This window comes from Xanthomonas sp. D-99 (assembly GCF_017746145.1).
Classification (GTDB): domain Bacteria; phylum Pseudomonadota; class Gammaproteobacteria; order Xanthomonadales; family Xanthomonadaceae; genus Xanthomonas; species Xanthomonas cissicola.
The window spans coordinates 1-18,758 of the sequence record NZ_JAGHWU010000011.1; the positions used below are offsets into that span (position 1 = coordinate 1).

Annotated in this window: 12 protein-coding genes, 1 other RNA gene and 3 pseudogenes; 10 read left to right on the forward strand and 6 right to left on the reverse strand. The window is 65.3% G+C overall.

What is annotated here, in order from left to right; genetic code table 11:
• Nucleotides 1-81: 81 nt before the first annotated feature.
• The 3 genes and pseudogenes from J7360_RS04940 to J7360_RS04950 all read right to left on the reverse strand — a co-directional run.
• Nucleotides 82-876: pseudogene (locus J7360_RS04940) on the reverse strand (PhoH family protein); the annotation flags it as partial.
• 420 nt (nucleotides 877-1,296) lie between these two features.
• On the reverse strand, nucleotides 1,297-2,751 hold the full coding sequence (miaB, locus tag J7360_RS04945) for a tRNA (N6-isopentenyl adenosine(37)-C2)-methylthiotransferase MiaB (protein WP_209033388.1): 1,455 nt from the start codon (nucleotides 2,749-2,751) through the stop codon (nucleotides 1,297-1,299).
• Between the two features lie 38 nt (nucleotides 2,752-2,789).
• Nucleotides 2,790-3,377, reverse strand: a complete 588-nt coding sequence (locus J7360_RS04950; RefSeq protein WP_057659046.1) for a glutathione S-transferase family protein — start codon at nucleotides 3,375-3,377, stop codon at nucleotides 2,790-2,792.
• Nucleotides 3,378-3,538: 161 nt separating this feature from the next.
• Here J7360_RS04950 and J7360_RS04955 point away from each other — a divergent pair, with 161 nt between their 5' ends.
• The 8 genes and pseudogenes from J7360_RS04955 to J7360_RS04990 all read left to right on the forward strand — a co-directional run bounded on the left by J7360_RS04955 (nucleotide 3,539) and on the right by J7360_RS04990 (nucleotide 10,920).
• Entirely contained in the window at nucleotides 3,539-4,504 is a 966-nt protein-coding gene (locus J7360_RS04955; RefSeq protein WP_022559346.1) for a WYL domain-containing protein, read from the forward strand.
• Nucleotides 4,505-4,698: 194 nt separating this feature from the next.
• The gene (locus tag J7360_RS04960; RefSeq protein ID WP_209033390.1) at nucleotides 4,699-5,682 is read left to right on the forward strand and encodes a lytic transglycosylase domain-containing protein; all 984 of its coding nucleotides are present in this window, start codon (nucleotides 4,699-4,701) and stop codon (nucleotides 5,680-5,682) included.
• A gap of 508 nt (nucleotides 5,683-6,190) precedes the next feature.
• Complete coding sequence (gene petA, locus J7360_RS04965) at nucleotides 6,191-6,835, forward strand: ubiquinol-cytochrome c reductase iron-sulfur subunit (protein ID WP_007965672.1); 645 nt, start codon at nucleotides 6,191-6,193, stop codon at nucleotides 6,833-6,835.
• Nucleotides 6,835-8,094: a cytochrome bc complex cytochrome b subunit gene (locus J7360_RS04970; RefSeq protein ID WP_022559344.1), complete on the forward strand. Its 1,260-nt coding sequence runs from the start codon at nucleotides 6,835-6,837 to the stop codon at nucleotides 8,092-8,094. The genes petA and J7360_RS04970 overlap by 1 nt, the downstream gene beginning before the upstream one ends.
• Nucleotides 8,087-8,845, forward strand: coding sequence for a cytochrome c1 (locus tag J7360_RS04975; RefSeq protein ID WP_057659041.1), 759 nt, complete (start codon nucleotides 8,087-8,089; stop codon nucleotides 8,843-8,845). The genes J7360_RS04970 and J7360_RS04975 overlap by 8 nt, the downstream gene beginning before the upstream one ends.
• A gap of 404 nt (nucleotides 8,846-9,249) precedes the next feature.
• Nucleotides 9,250-9,885, forward strand: coding sequence for a glutathione S-transferase N-terminal domain-containing protein (locus tag J7360_RS04980; protein WP_005915265.1), 636 nt, complete (start codon nucleotides 9,250-9,252; stop codon nucleotides 9,883-9,885).
• Between the two features lie 78 nt (nucleotides 9,886-9,963).
• Nucleotides 9,964-10,404 carry a ClpXP protease specificity-enhancing factor gene (locus J7360_RS04985; RefSeq protein WP_007965679.1) on the forward strand — a complete coding sequence of 147 codons (441 nt, stop codon included), beginning with the start codon at nucleotides 9,964-9,966 and terminating at the stop codon, nucleotides 10,402-10,404.
• 188 nt (nucleotides 10,405-10,592) lie between these two features.
• Nucleotides 10,593-10,920 (forward strand): annotated as a pseudogene (locus J7360_RS04990) (hypothetical protein).
• A gap of 194 nt (nucleotides 10,921-11,114) precedes the next feature.
• Here the strand turns inward: J7360_RS04990 and J7360_RS04995 are convergent.
• Together J7360_RS04995 and J7360_RS05000 are read right to left on the reverse strand one after the other, a co-directional pair.
• On the reverse strand, nucleotides 11,115-11,495 hold the full coding sequence (locus J7360_RS04995) for a DUF3301 domain-containing protein (RefSeq protein ID WP_033481176.1): 381 nt from the start codon (nucleotides 11,493-11,495) through the stop codon (nucleotides 11,115-11,117).
• 76 nt (nucleotides 11,496-11,571) lie between these two features.
• Nucleotides 11,572-11,647, reverse strand: a non-coding RNA gene (locus J7360_RS05000) — sX9 sRNA.
• 190 nt (nucleotides 11,648-11,837) lie between these two features.
• Between J7360_RS05000 and J7360_RS05005 the strand changes: the two are divergent.
• A pseudogene (locus J7360_RS05005) lies at nucleotides 11,838-16,231 on the forward strand (DEAD/DEAH box helicase).
• On the opposite strand, the gene J7360_RS05010 reads toward J7360_RS05005, so the two are convergent.
• Entirely contained in the window at nucleotides 16,171-16,791 is a 621-nt protein-coding gene (locus tag J7360_RS05010; RefSeq protein ID WP_042675594.1) for a DNA-3-methyladenine glycosylase, read from the reverse strand. The pseudogene J7360_RS05005 and the gene J7360_RS05010 overlap by 61 nt on opposite strands.
• Nucleotides 16,792-17,088: 297 nt before the next feature.
• Here J7360_RS05010 and J7360_RS05015 point away from each other — a divergent pair, with 297 nt between their 5' ends.
• Nucleotides 17,089-18,747 carry a methyl-accepting chemotaxis protein gene (locus J7360_RS05015; RefSeq protein WP_007965688.1) on the forward strand — a complete coding sequence of 553 codons (1,659 nt, stop codon included), beginning with the start codon at nucleotides 17,089-17,091 and terminating at the stop codon, nucleotides 18,745-18,747.
• The last annotated feature ends 11 nt before the right edge of the window (nucleotides 18,748-18,758 follow it).

Sequence of the window (18,758 nt, forward strand, 5' to 3'; positions counted from 1 at the left end):
ACCGAACGTCAGCTGCATGGATGAATCCTCTACATAAGGCGATAGTGTCGCGCATCTGCGGTGAGTTGATCAGACCTTCCTTAGGTCGCCGGTGACCACGGCGGTTGAACCGAAGCCCAGGCGCGTCAGGAACATCTTCATCTGTTCGATGGTGGTGTTCTGCGCTTCGTCCAGGATCACGTACGCATCGTTGAGCGTGCGGCCGCGCATATAGGCCAGCGGCGCGATTTCGATGACGTTGCGCTCCAGCAACTTGACCACTTTTTCCACGCCCAGCATCTCGTACAGCGCATCGTAGAGCGGGCGCAGGTACGGGTCGACCTTCTGGCTGAGATCGCCAGGCAGAAAGCCCAGTTTTTCGCCGGCTTCCACTGCCGGGCGCACCAGAATCAGCCGCTGCACACGCGACTCGTTGAGCGCTTCAACCGCGCTTGCTACCGCCAGAAAGGTCTTGCCGGTCCCGGCCGGACCGATGCCGAAATTGATGTCATGGGTGGCGATCGCGTGCAGGTATTTGGCCTGGTTGGCGCCACGGCCGCGAACGGTGCCGCGCTTGACCTTGATCGCCACATCCTGGGCCTGGTACGCGCGCTCGGCCACATGTTCGAGGTTGGCCTCGTTGAGCCGCAGGTGGATTGCGTGCGCGTCGAAGGTGGTGGTGGCGGCCTCCTCGTACAACGCGGTCAACAGCGCCTGGGCGGCGGCGATGGCAGGCTCCGGTCCGGCCACCCGGAAGACGTTGCCACGGTTGGCGATCTCGACGCCAAGCTTGAGTTCGATCTGGCGCAGATGCGCGTCAAACGGACCGGCCAGATTGGCCAGGCGCTCGATGTCCTCGGGTTCCAGGGTGAAATCGCGATGTGCGGGTGCGTTCATGGTTGGATCGGACAGCGCACCTGGGTGCGCGTCGGTAGGGCGGGAGCGAAAGGGTAGCGCGCGGCATGGGATCCCACCAACACAGCGGACGGCGCGGCACCGGCCATGCACTCGCCGCAGTCGCGTGCAGGTTTTCCACAAGCGCTGTGGAGTCACGCATCACTAACCTGTGGATAAAACTTGTCGCGCTTACTGGCGCAAGGTTTGCCGGGGAGGTGGTGAAAAAATCGCCAGTGCCGCCAGGGTTGTCCACACGGGATGTGGATCGAATTCCGCAAAGCCTGTGGGTAAGTATGACGAAGCCTTACGCTGCAAGGTGCGACAGCTGTGTGGTGAAATTTTGACCACTTCGCATGACACGCTTCGGCGCGTGGTTGCCTTGCTTGAAGGAGCGCCGCATTGCGCAGCGCCCACGCGCCATCAATGTGCGCTGTCGTCCAATTGAATCCGGCCACGCAGCGAATTGCTCATTGCCTCGGTGATCAACACATCGACGAACTGTCCGATCAAACGTGGGTTGCCCGGGAAATTCACCGGGCGCATGTTTTCGCTTTTGCCGGTCAATTCGTTCGGATCGCGCCGCGAGGGGCCTTCCACCAGCACGCGCTGCACGCTGCCCACCATCGATTGCGAAATGCTCGCCGCGTGCGCATTGATATGCGCCTGCAGGCGCGCAAGACGCCCCTGCTTCACTGCCTCCGGCGTATCGTCCTGCAGGTCCGATGCCGGGGTGCCGGGGCGACGCGAATACACGAACGAAAAGCTCTGGTCGAAGCCTACGTCTTCGATCAGCTTCATGGTCTTTTCGAAGTCGGCTTCGGTCTCGCCAGGAAAGCCGACGATGAAGTCCGAACTGATCGAGATGTCCGGGCGCACTGCGCGCAGCTTGCGGATCTTCGACTTGAATTCCAGCGCGGTGTAACCACGCTTCATCGCCGACAGAATGCGGTCGCTGCCGGCCTGCGCCGGCAGGTGCAGGTAGTTGACCAGCTGCGGCACATCGCGGTAGGCATCCACCAGCGAATCGGAAAACTCCAGTGGATGCGAGGTGGTGAAGCGGATGCGGCCGATGCCCTCGATCTGCGCGATGGTGCGGATCAGCAGGCCCAGATCGGCGTACTGCGCGGCGTCGCAGGCATCGGCGCCATACGCACCACGGTACGCGTTGACGTTCTGGCCGAGCAGGTTGATCTCGCGCACGCCTTGCGCCGCCAACTGCGCCACTTCCACCAGCACGTCTTCGAACGGCCGGCTGACTTCTTCGCCGCGGGTGTAGGGAACCACGCAGAACGAGCAGTATTTGGAGCAGCCTTCCATGATCGAGACGAAGGCCGACGGACCTTCGGCACGCGGCTCGGGCAGGCGGTCGAACTTCTCGATCTCCGGGAAGCTGATGTCCACCTGCGACTTGCCCGATTCGCGCCGCGCGCGGATCAGCTCCGGCAGCCGGTGCAACGTTTGCGGCCCGAACACCAGGTCCACGTAGGGCGCACGCTTGACGATGGCTTCGCCTTCCTGCGACGCCACGCAGCCGCCGACGCCGATGATCACCGGCTTGCCGCCGGCCTTCAGCGCCTTCCAGCGACCCAATTGGCTGAAGACCTTTTCCTGCGCCTTTTCGCGAATGGAGCAGGTGTTGACCAGCACCACATCCGCTTCTTCCGGGTTATCGGTCAGCTCCAGGCCTTCGGAAGCGGCAAGCACGTCGGCCATCTTGGCCGAGTCGTACTCGTTCATCTGGCATCCGTGGGTCTTGATATAGAGCTTGCCGCGTACCACGGCAGGCGCCGATGGGCGCGCGACGGGCAAGGGCAACAGGGCGGGTGCGTCCACGGCAGTGGCCGCGGACAGATCGGAAACGGGTGTCCCGGGCATGGCGCTTATTCCAGGCGGGTAGAAGAGAGCCGCGCAGTTTACCCGCTTGCGCTGGCGCCGTCCGCGGGCGCGCGCCCGGCATTGACGGCTTCGGCGCGCGCCACTGCCGGGCGCGCGGCCATCCGGGCGATATAGGCGCGGGTCGGGGCGGGCGGGTCGATCAGGCCAAATTCCACCATCCACGCCAAGGCGCCGCCCCACAGCACATCGGCCGCACTGCAGCGCTCGCCCAGCAGGTAATCGCCCTTGGCCAGCTGCGCATCAACCACCTGCAACACCGTGTCGGCATCGGCATAAGGCGAGAGCGAGCGCGGCGGAGCGCTGCGCTTGAGCGCAAGATCGATGATCGCCGGTTCGAAGGCCGAGCCGTAAAACGCAAGCCAGCGCAGGTAGGCGCCGCGGTCGGCATCGCCCGGGGCCGGCGACAGGCCGGCTTCCGGGTACAGCTCGGCCAGGTACTGATAGATGGCGCCCTGTTCGGTGACCACGCTGGTGCCATGAACGACGGTCGGAATCTTCCCCATCGGGTTGATCGCAAGGAATTCGGGCGTGCGCTGCTCCTCCTTTTCCAGATCGATGGGCTGCAGGCGGTAGCGTGCGCCCAGTTCTTCCAGCAAGACCAGCACCCCACGCGAGCGGATCGGGGGTTGTGGAAGAGGGTGACGTGGCGGTCGTCGGACATTGCGGTCTCCAGGGTGGCTGCGGTGGCGAGCGGGTGGTGTGGTGACTGGTATTACGAGCTTACGAGCCACTTGCGGACAGTTTCTGTCCGCAATACGGTGGCGTGATGGCGTCCACTGCTGCCCGTCTGTTGCGTCTGCTTTCCCTGCTGCAAGGTGGCCGAAGCTGGTCCGGTGTGGCGCTGGCAGAGCGTTTGGACATCCATCCGCGCAGTCTGCGACGCGATATCGAACGCCTGCGCGAAGCGGGTTACCCGGTGCATGCAGCACCCGGCAGCGGCGGAGGCTATCGGCTGGGGCAGGGCGCTGCGGCACTACCGCTGCTATTGGAAGAAGACGAGGCGCTGACCGTGGCGGTCGCCTTGCGCGCCGCCGCGCCAGCGGTGCGCGGGATGGACGCCGCCGCGGCACGCGTGATGGCCAAACTGGATCCCCTGCTGCCGCGCCGCAGCGGCCAGCGCGCCAGTGCCGCACATGCCGCCATGGCCAGCATGCCGGCTGCCGAAACGGAATCGCTGGTCGATGCGGACCTGCTCGGGCAGCTGGCCGCCGCCTGCCGCGACCGGGCCACGCTGCGGCTGGACTATCGGCGCCATTCGGGTACGGCCATCACCCGTAACGTCGAGCCGGCGCTGCTGGTGAACTACGGGCGGCGCTGGTACCTGCTGGTCTGGGACCGCGAACGCCAGGACTGGCGCAGCCTGCGCGCGGACCGGATCGATCAGGCGCTCGCCACCGGCGCGCGGTTCGCTCCCCGCGCCTTGCCCGAAGAGCCGCTACAGCTGTTGCGCAAGGCGATCGGCGAAGCACCGTTCCCATGCCGGGCGCGGGTGCGTTTGGCCGGCACGGTCGAGGCATTGGCAGCGCGCATCCCGCCCTGGCTGGGTGCATTGCAGGCCGATGGTCCCGCACATTGCTGGCTGGGTCTTGGCGCGCCGAGCATGTCCGCGCTGGCAGCCAACCTGTTATTGCTGGACCTGCCGTTCGACGCGATTGCGCCGGCCGAAGTCCGCCTCACCTTGACGCAGGCACTGGACGCGTTGCGCACGCAGCTGGACCGCCTGCCGCAGTGAGGGCGCCAACAAGCCGCAGCGAGCGGTGGTCAGGTGGGCGGGCGGCGCGCTAGTCATCGGAGTCGGAGTGCGCGCTCGGCACTCGAGGATGTGAGCGCCGGTTTGGCCAGCCTGTGGCTGCGCAGGCGCCTTGTCGGTTGCTCCAGCGCTGGCCGACACTTGGCAAGCCCTGGGCAAGCTGGGACACTCCGCGCATGAAGGGGATGTCAAGATTGCTGGGGCTGATGCTCGTCACGTTGTCGGCTGCGCCGGTCAGCGCCGGCACGCTGTACAAGTGCGTCGGCGCTGACGGTATCACCAGCTACCTGAGCAAGCGCCAGAGCGGCGCCACCTGCAGCGTCATCAGCAGCTATACCCCCGACCGTTCGGCCCGCCGCCTGCCGTCGTCTCCTTCGCCTGGGCGTCTGGCCGTCAGCCCCGCGCCCGGCATCGCCAATATCGACAGCGGTGCGCCGGCCAACATGATCAGCCAGCCAGTCAGCCAGCCGGCAGGGCGTGCTGCCGAGGTCGCTTCGGCGACGGCTGCGCGTGCGTTGACGGAGTCGTCCGTCTCGGTCGTCACGCCGCCAGCACCAGCACCAGCCAATCCGCGCCGGGTCGTCAGCGGGCAGGTGTATTCCTATATGAAGGACGGCGTGCGCCACTACACCAGCGCCCGTCCGCGCCAGGTCGCCAGCATCGAAGGCCTGCGCACCATCCATTACAGTTTTATCGAAACCTGCTACGCGTGCGGTGCCAAGCCCGGGGTTAATTTCGGTGCGATCCGGCTCAACACCAACGCGTACCAGCAGGAAATCGCAACGGCGGCGCGCGAGTTCGGAGTGGAAGAATCGATCGTGCGCGCGATCATCCACGCCGAATCGGCCTACAACCCGCTCGCGCTCAGTCGTGCCGGCGCGCAAGGCCTGATGCAGTTGATGCCGAGCACGGCGCGCAGGTTCGGCGTCAGCGATGCCTATGATGCAGCGCAAAATATTCGCGGCGGGGTGCAGTATCTGTCCTGGCTGCTGAAACGCTTCAATGGCGACCTCTCGCTGGCCGCTGCCGGCTACAACGCCGGCGAGGGCGCGGTGGACCGTTATGGCGGCGTACCGCCGTATAGCGAGACCCAGCGTTACGTGCAACGCGTGGGTGTATTGGCCGGCCGCTATCGTGGCCAGGCGACCGCAGCCAACTAGAGCGGCCGACGGAACGACCGTGCAGCCGCCCGGCGGGCGCGGCCGGTGCGCCGGACATGTCACAAGCACCGCGGCGTCTGCGCCATCTACTGCCCGGACCACTGCTTGACCTATGGATAGCCGCCCTTGCGAATATTCGCCACGGCGCTGCGCAACGTGCGACTGGGCGAGTGCTTCCGTAGCGGCGACATAGGTTGCGGCGCCCACAGCCAGTCGCGGACGATCGTGATTGCTGCGCTTGCACTATGCCTGCGCATCCTGCGCATGCGTGCATTGCCGTTGCAGGCGATGCAACGGCACTCCGTCACAGCCATACGCCCTCCACACTCCTTGAAGTCCATCCGATCGGCTGCCGTCTGCATCGGCCGTTGCATCGCATGGGGCCGACTGCGTACATTGCGTTGTCTGTGCATTAAGCGTTCCGCTACACTGCGGTCGATTCATCGCGGCTGGACCCCCCGCCAGCCGTTGGCAGCCTCACGCTACCTAATCAAGATCGGAGAGCCGGATGGCCAACGATGGGGTTAACGCACCTGCTGATATCGGGCGTCGTCGGTTTTTAACCGCGACAACGGCCGTGGTCGGTGCGGTCGGAGCAGGATTCGTTGCAGTTCCGTTCGTGAAGTCGTGGAATCCCAGTGCGCGCGCCAAGTTGGCCGGTGCACCGGTCACCGCCGACATCAGCGCCTTGCAGGAAGGCCAGCGCATGGTCCTTGAATGGCGCGGTCAGCCCATCTGGATCGTCAAGCGCTCCAAGGCCATGCTCGACGCACTGCCGTCGCTGGACGACCGGCTCAAGGACCCCAAGTCCGAGAACAAGGATCAGCAGCCGGAGTACGTGCTGAAAAACCCGGAATACCGCTCGATCAAGTCCGACATTTCGGTACTGGTCGGGCTATGTACGCATCTGGGCTGCTCGCCGGAGATGGTCGCCGAAATCCGCCCCGAGCCTTACGACCCGCAGTGGAAGGGCGGTTATTTCTGCCCTTGCCACAAGTCGCGCTTCGACATGTCTGGCCGCGTCTTCGACGGCGTGCCGGCACCGATCAATCTGCTGGTGCCCCCACACCACTACGTGGACGACAACACCTTGGTGATCGGCGTCGATCCTGACGATGCCGGTGCGTCGACCAAAAGCACGGGGGCTGCCTGATGAGCAATGTTCTGGTCCGTACCGCCAACGGCGTGTTCGATTGGGTCAACGAGCGCGCGCCCGGGCTGATGCCCATGTATCGCAAGCACATCAGCGAGTACTACGCGCCGAAGAACTTCAACCTCTGGTACTACTTCGGTTCGCTGGCCATCGTGGTGCTGGTGAACCAGATCGTCACCGGCATCTTCCTGACGATGCACTACAAGACCAGCGCCGCCGATGCATTCGCGTCGATCGAATACATCATGCGCGACGTGGAGTGGGGTTGGCTGATCCGCTACATGCACAGCACCGGCGCCTCGCTGTTTTTCATCGTGGTGTACCTGCACATGTTCCGCGGCTTGATGTACGGCAGCTACCAGAAGCCGCGCGAGTTGGTGTGGATTCTCGGCATGTTGATCTACCTGGTGCTGATGGCCGAAGCCTTCATGGGCTATGTCCTGCCGTGGGGACAGATGTCGTTCTGGGGCGCGAAAGTGATCATCTCGCTGTTCGGCGCCATTCCGGTGATCGGCAATGGGCTGACCGAATGGATCATGGGCGACTACCTGCCCGGCGATGCCACCCTCAATCGCTTCTTCGCCTTGCACGTGATCGCATTGCCGTTGGTGCTGCTGCTGTTGATCGTGCTGCACATCGGCGCGCTGCACGAAGTAGGCTCCAATAACCCGGACGGCGTGGAGATCAAGAAAGGTCCGAAGGGCAATCGCTGGGATGCGCACAAGCCGGCCGACGGCATTCCGTTCCACCCCTATTACACGGTCAAGGACCTGGTCGGCGTTGGATTCCTGCTGTTGATCGCTGCATTCATCATCTTCTTCGCACCGGCGTTCGGTGGCCTGTTCCTGGAGCACGACAACTTTACCGAAGCCAACCGGTTGGTGACCCCGGAGCACATCAAGCCGGTGTGGTACTACACGCCGTACTACGCCATGTTGCGCGTGGTGCCCAACAAGCTCGGTGGCGTGCTGGTGATGTTCTCGGCCATCGCGATCCTGTTCCTGGTGCCCTGGCTGGATCGCGCCAAGGTACGCTCGGTGCGCTACCGCGGCTGGATTTCCAAGCTGGCGTTGGGCGTGCTGGTGGTGTGCTTCGTCTGGCTGGGCGTGATCGGTTCCGGCCCCGGCACCGACGCGCACGAAACCTATGTCGGGCGGGTGTTGACCTTCCTGTACTTCGCCTTCTTCATCACCATGCCGGTGTGGACGCGGCTGGACAAGACCAAGCCGGTTCCGGAGCGGGTGACGACCCATGACTAATCCCAACGTGAGGTCATGGAAGTCGCGCGTGGTCGCCTTGCTCTGCGGCCTGATGGTCGCTGGCGGTGCGGTGGCGGCCGAAGGCGGGGCGGTGCAGCAAGCAGGTAACGACCTGAGCGATCGCGCTTCGCTGCAACGCGGTGCGCAGTTGTTCATGAACTACTGCTCCGGCTGCCATTCGTTGAAGTACCTGCGCTATTCGCGCATGGCCAGCGATCTGGGCTTGAGCGAAGAGGAGGTCATGACCAACCTCAACTTCACCGGCGCCAAGGTCGGCGAACACATCGAAGGCACCATGCCGCACGATGCGGCGACCAAGTGGTTCGGCAAGGCGCCGCCGGATCTGACCTTGATTGCACGCGTGCGCGGAACCGACTGGGTCTACACCTATCTCAAGTCGTTTTATCTGGATCAGACCCGCCCGCTGGGCTGGAACAACAAGCTGTTTCCGAATGCATCCATGCCCAACCCGCTTTGGGAGTTGCAAGGCCTGCAGCAGGCGCAATTCGGCCCGGCCGACAACGCCACCGGCGACAAGCCGGTAGAGGCATTGAAGCTTGGGCAGCCGGGGCGTCAAACGCCGGTGGAATTCGACCAGACCGTGCGCGATATCGCCAACTTCCTGGAGTACGCTGGCGAGCCAGCCGCATTGAAGCGCCAGAGCATGGGCGTGTGGGTGGTCCTGTTCCTGGCGCTGCTCACCTTCATCGCTTATTTGCTGAAGAAGGAATACTGGAAGGACGTGCATTGAGCGCTGCGTAGGCCGTCATCGGCTGCGGAAGCGAACAAATGCAGTGCACTGCAGGGCAGGCATCGCCAGGTGCTTGGAGACCTCGCTGATCGCCGAGCCTTGCGGCCGCTCCCAATGGGAAAGCGCTTGCCCCCCTCCCGTGCGGAGAGGGGGCAGGGCGATGGTTGGCAGGCGAACGGCGTGTCTACCGGGCCAGGTAGAACCCTGCGACCGTGTTGCAACGCCCACACGTCCTGCGGTTCTCGGGGAGCAGCGCAACAGCTGGCTTATCGGAACATTAATAAGCCCTATCACTCTTGGCTTTTGCGTGACGTGATTGCACACTCGATAGACCGTGGTGACTGTCGGCGTTGGGCCGGCCGCGCCGATGCGGCCGGCGGATTCCGGTCGTCGGAGAGCCTTGAATGGCGACGAGTGTGCGTATGCGGAATACCTTGACTTTGTTTTCGTCCAACGACGACGTGTTGTGCCACCGGGTTCGTCTGGTCCTGGCGGCGAAAGGGGTGACCTACGACCTGGTGCCGGTCGACCCGCAAAATCCTCCCGAAGATCTGATCGATCTCAATCCCTACCATTCGGTGCCGACGCTGGTCGAACGCGACCTGGTGCTCTACGCCGCGTCGGTGGTCAGCGAATACCTGGACGAGCGCTATCCGCATCCGCCGCTGATGCCGGTGGACCCGCTCTCGCGCGCGCGTCTGCGCCTGGCGATGTTGCGCATCGAGCATGACTGGGTGCCGCAAGTACAGGCGATCCAGCTCGGCAACAAGACGCAGGCCGAGGCCGGCCGCAAGCGCCTGAAAGAACTGCTCACCGCATCGGTGCCGTTGTTCAAGGCCAGCAAATTCTTCCTCAATCCGGAAATGAGTCTGGCCGATTGCGCGATGGCGCCGATCATCTGGCGACTGGACGCGTTGGAAATCAGCCTGCCCAAGGATGGCAAGGCGATCGAGGATTACGGCAACCGGATCTTCCGCAACCCGGGCTTTATCCGCAGCCTGACCGATCAGGAAAAGAAGCTGCGCGATCTGCCGGGCTGATGCGACGGCTGTATGCCAACAGACCGACTTCCGATTGCATGGCCGCCGCGACGGGCCATGTGCGGGTAAAATGAGGCAATGAGCGAAGATTTCCCCCGCATGACCAGCCATCGCCCGTACCTGTTGCGGGCCTTGGTCGAATGGATCAACGACAACGGCATGACGCCGCACGTTTTGGTGGATGCCGGCCTGCCCGGTGTGCAGGTGCCTGCCAGTGCCGTCAAGGACGGTCGCGTCGTCTTGAATATCGCCGAGCGTGCCGTGGTCGGCCTGCAGGTGGACAACGAAAGCGTGAGCTTCACTGCACGCTTCGGTGGCGTGAGCCATCCGGTGATGGTGCCGATGGCCGCCGTGCTGGCGGTCTATGCGCGCGAAACCGGGCAGGGCATGGCGCTGCCGGACGACATCCCCGGCACCAGCAGCGAGCCACCGGATCCGGGCACGCCACCGCCGAGCGCGCCGACGCCGGACGAACCGCCCAGCGGTGGCAAGCGCCCGCATCTTCGCGTGGTGAAGTAAGGAGCGCGCGCCACACCACTGCACAGCCGCAAGGCGAATGCAGGTCGGTGCTTGGAATCAGCAGGGGCCATTTGTAAATTCTGGTTCCTGCGTGCCGTCCACAGCCGGTGATGGCGTGTCAGGTTCGCTGGCTGCGGTGAAAGCGGCCCAGCGTATGACCTGCAGATCCACGGAAATGGAGGGTCTGATTGCACGTGCAGCGCACCTGTCGATTGCAGCGCCCCGGATGCGTCCGGCGCACTCGAGGACGCCTACGAGTACGACATCTATCGCTTCTTGGACGGCGAGCGTTGTCTGATTGCGCGCAGCTACATCGACACACCGAGTGAGGCGCATTTTCTCAGCATCGACGTTGCCGGCGAGTCGCGCCTCTTGAAGGATGCCGATCTGCTCGAGTCGTTGTGGCTGGTTGCCCAGTCGCAGCTGCGTCGAGAGGGCAAGCTGCAGTTGCGCTGGCTGAGCGGCAGGGACAATGGCTACGAGCCCGTCCCCGCGGATTCGACGCCTTTGGAATGACGTGGCGGCTGTGGAGTGCCGCCAACTGCCGGAACGACCAACCCCGCGCGCAGATCGCAACTGCGCGTAGCGCAGCTCGATGAGTGCTGAAAGTCAGGGGGAAGCTGGCCGGCCAATCGCTGTAACCCGGGCAGGTGAAGCTGCAGGGATGTCAGGTGTCAGCTCGCGCGTGACCTGCGTTGCAACCGCGCGCCTTACTCCAGCCGCTCATGCTCCGGGTGCAAGGCCCTGACGGTAGCGACCTGCGGCCCGGTGAAGGCAATCAGTTGATCGCCCCGCAGCACCAGCTTGCCGCTATGGCGATCCACGCCGTCGTGGGAATAGTCGAAACGGAAGGTGCGCTCGAAGCCCAGCCAGCCGCTGGGCATCCTGCACACGCGGATATTGGTGGAATGCACGCTCTGGTCCAGCCATTGCACGTCGGCCGCGCGGCAGGCATTGCGGCCGAGGATGTCGGCGCGTTCGGCAGCCGCGCGCGAAGAGTTCCAGAACGCGAACAGCGCGGCGCCGGCGATCATGAAAAGAATAAGGCTGGGCATGCCGTCAATGTGCCACGGCACGTGGCCGGCGGACAATCGCCGGGCCGGCGCCGCAGCGTTGCGAAGGCGTCGCCTTGTCGATGGCAGAGGCCGTCACCCTTGCGCTAAGAGCGGCTAACAAACGTAGCGAGCAGCTGTCAGGTGGGCGCGGACGGCGCGCTCAGAACCGAAGTGTACGAGTGGTACATGAGGATTCCGAGCACCGGCCGCGCCCGTCTGGCGGCTGCGCAGTAGTTTTGTTAGCCGCTCTAAATCGTTCACTACCGGCCTGGCCCATGGCTTGTCTGGACCGCTGCGCAGCCCCATTGATTGTGGTTGCCGCCGAGTTACATCCGCGCGCCTTGCCGTCATGATGAGCAACGGTGTCGGGCATTGCCAATGCATCCTGTCCTGCAACACTTCCATCCTGTGGTCGCTGCGTGGTTCGCGCAGACCTTCGCTGCGCCGACACCGGCGCAGATCGCTGCGTGGCCGGCGATCCAGGCCGGACGCCACACGCTGGTGGCCGCGCCGACCGGCTCGGGCAAGACGCTGACGGCGTTCTTCGCCGCCATCGATGCGTTGATCCGCGACGGGCTGGCCAATGGCGGTGCGTTGCCCGACGAAACCCGCGTGGTCTATGTCTCGCCGTTAAAGGCCTTGTCCAACGATATCCACCTCAACCTGGACGCGCCCTTGCAGGGCATCCGTGCGGCGCTGGTCGCCAGCGGCTTGCCGGATGTGCCGATTCGTGCGGCGGTGCGTACCGGCGACACCCCGCAGCGCGAGCGCGCGCAGGCGCGTCGCACGCCGCCGCATATTCTGGTGACCACCCCGGAGTCGCTGTACGTGCTGTTGGGGTCGGCATCCGGGCGCGCGTCGCTGCGGCAGGTGCGCACCGTGATCGTCGATGAAATCCATGCGGTGGCGTCGGACAAGCGCGGCAGCCACCTGAGCCTGACGCTGGAGCGCTTGCAGCGGCTGATCGCGCAGCCGATCACGCGGGTGGGGCTGTCGGCGACACAGAAGCCCATCGACACGGTGGCGCAATTCCTGGTCGGTGTCGACGCAGACGGCGTGCCGCCGCCGTGCGAGATCGTCGATATCGGCTACACCCGCAGGCGTGATCTGGCCCTGGCGTTGCCGCCCACGCCGCTGAGCGTGGTGATGTCCAACGACCAGTGGCTGCAGGTGTACGCCGATGTGGCCGCATTGGCGCAGCAGCATCGCACCACGCTGGTGTTCGTCAACACGCGGCGCATGGCCGAACGCGCGGCGCGGCATCTGGGCGATCTGCTCGGCAAGCAGCGCGTGTCGGCGCATCACGGCAGCCTGTCGCGCGAGACGCGCCTGCTGGCCGAGCAACGGCTCAAGGCCGGCGATCTCACCGTGTTGGTGGCGACCGCATCGCTGGAACTGGGGCTGGATATCGGCGATGTCGATCTGGTCTGCCAGCTCGGTTCGCCGCGCTCGATCGCCACCTTCCTGCAACGTGCCGGGCGTTCCGGGCACAAGGTCGGCGGGACGCCCAAGGCACGCCTGTTTCCGCAGACCCGCGACGAACTGGTCGAATGCGCCGCGCTGCTGGACAGCATCCGCCGCGGCGAACTGGATGCCTTGCGCATTGTGCCGGCGCCGGTGGATGTGCTGGCGCAGCAGATCGTTGCCGAAGCCGCATGCGAAGACTGGGACGAAGATGCGCTGTTCGCGCTGGTGCGGCGCGCGTGGCCGTTCGCCAGGCTGAGCCGTGCCACCTTCGACAGCGTGGTGCGCATGTTGTGCGATGGCTTCAGCACTCGGCTCGGTCCGCGCGCCGGGTACCTGCATCGCGATGCGGTGCATCGGCGCCTGCATGCACGGCGCGGTGCGCGCATGACGGCGCTCACCTCCGGCGGCACCATTCCCGAAACCGGCGACTACAGCGTGGTGCTGGAACCACAGGCCGAAAAGATCGGCACGGTGAACGAGGATTTCGCCGTCGAAAGCCTCACCGGCGATGTGTTCCAGCTCGGCAACGCGAGTTACCGCATCCTGCGCGTGGAGGCCGGGCGCGTGCGCGTGGAAGATGCCAAGGGCGCGCCGCCGAACATTCCGTTCTGGCTGGGCGAAGCGCCAGGTCGCAGCGATGAACTGTCTGCGGCGGTGTCGCGCCTGCGTGGCGAGATTGCCGCGCGGCTGGACACCGCGCCGCACCAGGCGGCTCACGACTGGCTGCAGCGCGAGCTGGAGATGTCCGCCGAAGCGGCGCGGCAACTGGTGGATTATCTGGCAAAGGCTTGCACGGCATTGGGTGCGATGCCACCCAGCAGCGCCTGGTGATGGAGCGCTTCTTCGATGCCAGCGGCGGTACCCAGCTGGTCATCCATTCGCCGTACGGCAGCCGCATCAATCGTGCGTGGGGGCTGGCGCTGCGCAAGCGCTTCTGCCGCACCTTCAATTTCGAATTGCAGGCTGCAGCCACCGAAGATGCGATTGTGCTGTCGCTGTCGACCAGTCATAGCTTTGCGCTGGAGGAGGTTGGCCGTTACCTGCATTCGTCGTCGGCCGAGCATGTGTTGATCCAGGCATTGCTGGATGCGCCGCTGTTCGGCGTGCGCTGGCGCTGGAACGCCACCAACGCGATGGCGCTGCCGCGCTTCAGCGGCGGCAACAAGGTGGCGCCGCAGTTGCAACGAATGAAGTCCGAAGATTTGCTCGCCACGGTATTCCCGGACCAGGTGGCCTGTGCGGAGAATCTGGTTGGCGAACGCGAGGTGCCCGACCACCCGTTGGTGGCACAGACCCTGGAGGATTGCCTGCATCACGCCATGGATAGCGAAGGCTGGCTGCAGGTGTTGCGCGGCCTGGAATCGGGCGCGGTGACGCTGGTCGCGCGCGACCTGGCGGCGCCGTCGCCGCTGGCGGCCGAGGCCTTGAACGCGCGTCCCTATGCATTTCTCGACGATGCGCCACTGGAAGAACGCCGTACTCAGGCCGTGCAAAGTCGGCGCTACACGCCGCAGACCAGCGACGACCTGGGACAGCTCGATCCGCAAGCGATTGCCGCAGTGTGCGAAGAAGCCTGGCCACAGCCGCGCGATGCCGAAGAAATGCACGAGGCACTGGTGGGGCTGGGCGTGTTGCCGGTCGCAGAGGCCACCGATGCGCTGTGGCAGGCATGGTTGGCCGCGCTGGCCGCAACTGGTCGTGCCAGCTGCATTGCCTTGCACGGCATCCCGGCGCTGTGGATCAGCGCCGAGCGCATCGACTGGTTCTTGCCATTGTATCGGCAAGCAACTGCGCAGCCGCCGCTGCAGGCGCCGGCCGATTGCCACGTTGCCGACTGGCAGCGCGACTGGGCGGTGCGCGAACTGCTGCGCGGGCGCTTGTCCGCGGTTGGCCCGGCACAGGTGCCGGCCTTGTCCAACGCGTTGCAGGTGCCGGAAGCAGAGATCGTGCTGGCGTTGGCGGCCTTGCAACGCGAGGGCTACGTCATGGCCGGGCAGTTCAGTGCGCACGTGCAGGCCGAAGAATGGTGCGAGCGCCATCTGTTGGCACGCATCCATCGCTACACGTTGGGGCGTCTGCGCCGCGAGATCGAACCGGTCTCGCAGCGCGATTACGCGCGTTTTCTGTTCGAGTGGCAGCACGTGGACAGCAGCAGCCGGGTGGCTGGGCCGGATGCGCTGGCTGGCGTGGTGGGGCAGCTCGAATGCTTCGAGGCGCCTGCAGTGCTGTGGGAGAGCGAGCTATTGCCGGCGCGCATCCGCGACTATCAACCGGCCTGGCTGGACGAGTTGTGCACCGCCGGGCGCACGCTGTGGGCACGCTTGCGGCCCGGCGGCGGCCGCAGCGGCGCCGCACTGCGCAGCACGCTGATCGTGCTGCTGCCACGGCGCGAAGCGCAGCGTTGGAGCGCATTGGCGCGCGATGTCGACGACGCGCCATTGGGCTCCCGCGCGCAACGCGTCATGCAGGTGCTGCAGCAGCAAGGCGCGCTGTTCTTCGATGAAATCGCCGACGCGGCACATCTGATGAATACCGAGCTGGAAGATGCATTGAGCGAGCTGGTGATGCGCGGCCGCGCGCATTGCGACAGCTATGCCGGCCTGCGCGCGCTGCTGGTGCCGGCGTCCAAGCGACCGTCGGCACTGTCGCGGCAGCGTCGCCGCGCCAGCGCGCTGGGCATCCGCGATGCGGGCCGCTGGGCGCCGGTGCGGGCGCTGCCCGACTTGCCGCTTGCCGAAGCCGCGCAGCGCCATCAGGACACGCTAGAACACGTCGCGCGCACGCTGTTGCGGCGCTACGGCGTGGTGTGCTGGCGGCTGCTCGAACGCGAGGCCGCATGGCTGCCGCCGTGGCGGGAATTGCTGCGCATGTATCAACGGCTGGAAGCGCGCGGTGAAATCCGTGGTGGGCGGTTTATCGCCGGGCTGTCCGGCGAGCAGTTTGCGTTGCCCGAGGCGATTGCGGCCTTGCGCCGTGTGCGCGCGCAGCCGTTGCCGCAGCAGTGGATCTGCGTCAGTGCGAGCGACCCAAGCAATCTGCTCGGCAGTCTGCTGCCGGGCGAGCGGGTCGCGCGCGTGCCGGGCAATCGTGTCGCTTCGCTGGATGGGCTGCCCATGGCGATCTGGGCGGCAGACCGCTTCCAGACCTTGGAGGAGCTTACCCCCGAGCAGGCCGAGCAGGCGCTGCGTCTGCTACAGCGCGGACCGGGCGCGGCCGAACAATCGCCGATGGAGCGCTGGTTGGCTCAATCGCCGGCAAGCGCCGTGCCTTTTCCGGTCACGCGCGGAAGCCTACGCGATAAATAGCGGCTATCTGCAACCACCCAGCGCCATGGCGCATCCACGGCCTTGCGGATGCCGATGCGCGGCGTCGCCAATGGGTTGGACGGAGGCGGCGCGCCGTCGTCCTCGATCCAGAGCCGCGCGGCCGCAGTGCTGAGATCCAGCCCATTGTCCGCAGCGGTCACGCCGAACGCCTGCGCCAGGCGGCCTGGGCCGGTGGTCAACGCGGTGACCGGCGCGGCGCCGCGCGCGGCCTGCATGCGGTCGATACCGTCCAGCGGTTCCAGGGCGCGGATCAGCACCGCATGCCCGGGCGCACCGCCGCAGACCGCATTGATTGCCCAGTGCATGCCATAGATGAAATACACATACAGGTGCCCGGGCGCACCGAACATCACCCGCGTGCGCGGGGTCATGCCGCGGAACGAGTGCGCGGCCGGGTCGTCGCTGCCGCAGTAGGCTTCCACTTCGGTGATGCGCCCGCGGCGTCCGTCAGCGCTGACCAGCACCTTGTTGAGCAATTGCGGCGCGACCTGGCGGGCATCGTGGGCATAGAACGTGCGGGGCAGGGGCTGTGCAGGCATGGCAGAAGCATAGCTTCACGGACGTGATGTCCCAGCGGACTGGCCTGGACAGCGCACGGGCGAGGGTAGGGTTTTTCCGAATATGGGCTGTGACGAGCGCGTGATCTGTCACAAAAGCGCGGATTCGATTGGATGAATAGGCACTCCGGCCCTGACTGCATCTCAAGCGGGTTTTGTCGTCGCCGATAGCCATTAGCGATGGGTTAGACCAGCCGTAGCGCCATGCGCGATACGCGCAGCGCCATCACCATCCTGCAGCGCATGTCGCCCACGCACCCTTCTTGAGAGAACTCCCCAATGTTAGGCAACTTCAGAATCGGAACCAGACTGATCGTGGCATTCCTGATCGTCTCGGCCATCGGCGCATGCATCGGGTGGGTGGGCTATTCCAACTCCGGCCGCATCAGCGCGCTGTCGACGTCGTTATACGAGCGCGAGTTGCTCGGCATGTCCCACGTCAAGGAAGCCAACATCAACCTCATCTATGCCGGTCGTGCGCGCGCCAACCTGTTGTTGGCCAGCAGTGCAGAGGAGCGCCAGTCGCATGTGCAGAACATCGACAAATACACCGCCAAGGTGGTCGATCACATGGCCCGTGCGCGGGAGAGCTTCCAGAGCGAGGAAGGCAAGAACAAGCTGGCGCAATTCGATCGCGCCTGGCAGAAGTATCTGGACGAGCGGGGCCGCTTCATCGAGGTCGCCAACCGCGAAGCGCTGCGCGAGGCCAATCCGGAACTGGCCGCGCTCTCGCGCGCGGTCCGTGCCAGCTCGGACGAAGTGGATAACCTGATGACCGACCTGAGCGGCCTGCGCGAGCGCAGCGCCGCGGCGGCCAACGCCGAAGCCGGTGCGATCCACACGCGCAGTTCCAGGCTGCTGGTCGCCATCATCTGCAGCGGCGTGTTGCTCGGCGCCATTCTCGGTGTGGTGATCAGCCGCAGCGTCACCGGGCCGATCCGCCGCGCGGTGGCGGTGGCCAACGGCTTGTCGGAAGGCGATCTCACCATGCGCATCGATGTGCACGGCCGCGACGAAACCGCCCAATTGCTCGAAGCGATGCGCACCATGGTCGGGAAGCTGTCGCAGGTGGTCGGCGAGGTCAACACCAGCGCCGAAACACTTGCCAGCGCGTCGGAAGAAGTCAGCGCCACCGCGCAGTCGCTGTCGCAGGCAGCCAGCGAACAGGCCGCCGGTGTGGAAGAGACCAGTGCTTCACTGGAGCAGATGACCGCATCGATCAGCCAGAACACCGAGAACGCGCGCATCACCGACGGCATGGCCACCCAGGCCGCCAAGGAGACCGTGGAGGGTGGCGAAGCGGTGGTTGCCACCACCCAGGCGATGAAGCAGATCGCGCAGAAGATCGGCATCATCGACGACATCGCCTACCAGACCAATCTGCTCGCGCTCAATGCCGCGATCGAAGCCGCGCGCGCCGGCGAACATGGCAAGGGGTTTGCCGTGGTCGCCGCCGAGGTGCGCAAGCTGGCCGAACGCAGCCAGGTGGCCGCGCAGGAAATTGGCGAGGTGGCCAGTTCCAGCGTGGAATTGGCCGACCGCGCCGGTCGTTTGCTGGATTCGATCGTGCCCAGCATCAAGCGCACCTCCGACCTGGTACAGGAAATATCCGCTGCCTCCGAGGAGCAATCTTCCGGCGTCAGCCAGATCAATTCGGCGGTCGTGCAGTTGAGCCAGACCACCCAGCAGAACGCCAGCGCATCCGAAGAGCTTGCCGCCACTGCCGAGGAAATGAGTGCGCAGGCCGAACAGCTGCAGCAGAGCATGGCGTTCTTCCGGCTGGGCGGGCAGGGCGCGCCGACTGCGCCGCCCAAGCGCGGCAAGCAGGTCGCTGCGCGGCCGGCGCGTGCGGCGGGCACGCGTGGCTGGCGTAGCAACGCAGCGCCGGCGTATGCGATGTCCGAGGGCCCCGACGAAGGCCAGTTCGCGCGTTTCTGAGAGAGCGACCA

Excerpts from the sequence above, each read along its gene's own strand:
- J7360_RS05015 (WP_007965688.1), top strand. The coding sequence starts at position 17,089 with ATGTTAGGCAACTTCAGAATCGGAACCAGACTGATCGTGGCATTCCTG.
- J7360_RS04960 (WP_209033390.1), top strand. The coding sequence starts at position 4,699 with ATGAAGGGGATGTCAAGATTGCTGGGGCTGATGCTCGTCACGTTGTCG.
- petA (WP_007965672.1), top strand. The coding sequence starts at position 6,191 with ATGGCCAACGATGGGGTTAACGCACCTGCTGATATCGGGCGTCGTCGG.
- J7360_RS04985 (WP_007965679.1), top strand. The coding sequence starts at position 9,964 with ATGAGCGAAGATTTCCCCCGCATGACCAGCCATCGCCCGTACCTGTTG.
- J7360_RS04955 (WP_022559346.1), top strand. The coding sequence starts at position 3,539 with ATGGCGTCCACTGCTGCCCGTCTGTTGCGTCTGCTTTCCCTGCTGCAA.
- J7360_RS04975 (WP_057659041.1), top strand. The coding sequence starts at position 8,087 with ATGACTAATCCCAACGTGAGGTCATGGAAGTCGCGCGTGGTCGCCTTG.
- J7360_RS04980 (WP_005915265.1), top strand. The coding sequence starts at position 9,250 with ATGGCGACGAGTGTGCGTATGCGGAATACCTTGACTTTGTTTTCGTCC.
- J7360_RS04970 (WP_022559344.1), top strand. The coding sequence starts at position 6,835 with ATGAGCAATGTTCTGGTCCGTACCGCCAACGGCGTGTTCGATTGGGTC.
- J7360_RS05010 (WP_042675594.1), bottom strand. The coding sequence starts at position 16,791 with ATGCCTGCACAGCCCCTGCCCCGCACGTTCTATGCCCACGATGCCCGC.
- miaB (WP_209033388.1), bottom strand. The coding sequence starts at position 2,751 with ATGCCCGGGACACCCGTTTCCGATCTGTCCGCGGCCACTGCCGTGGAC.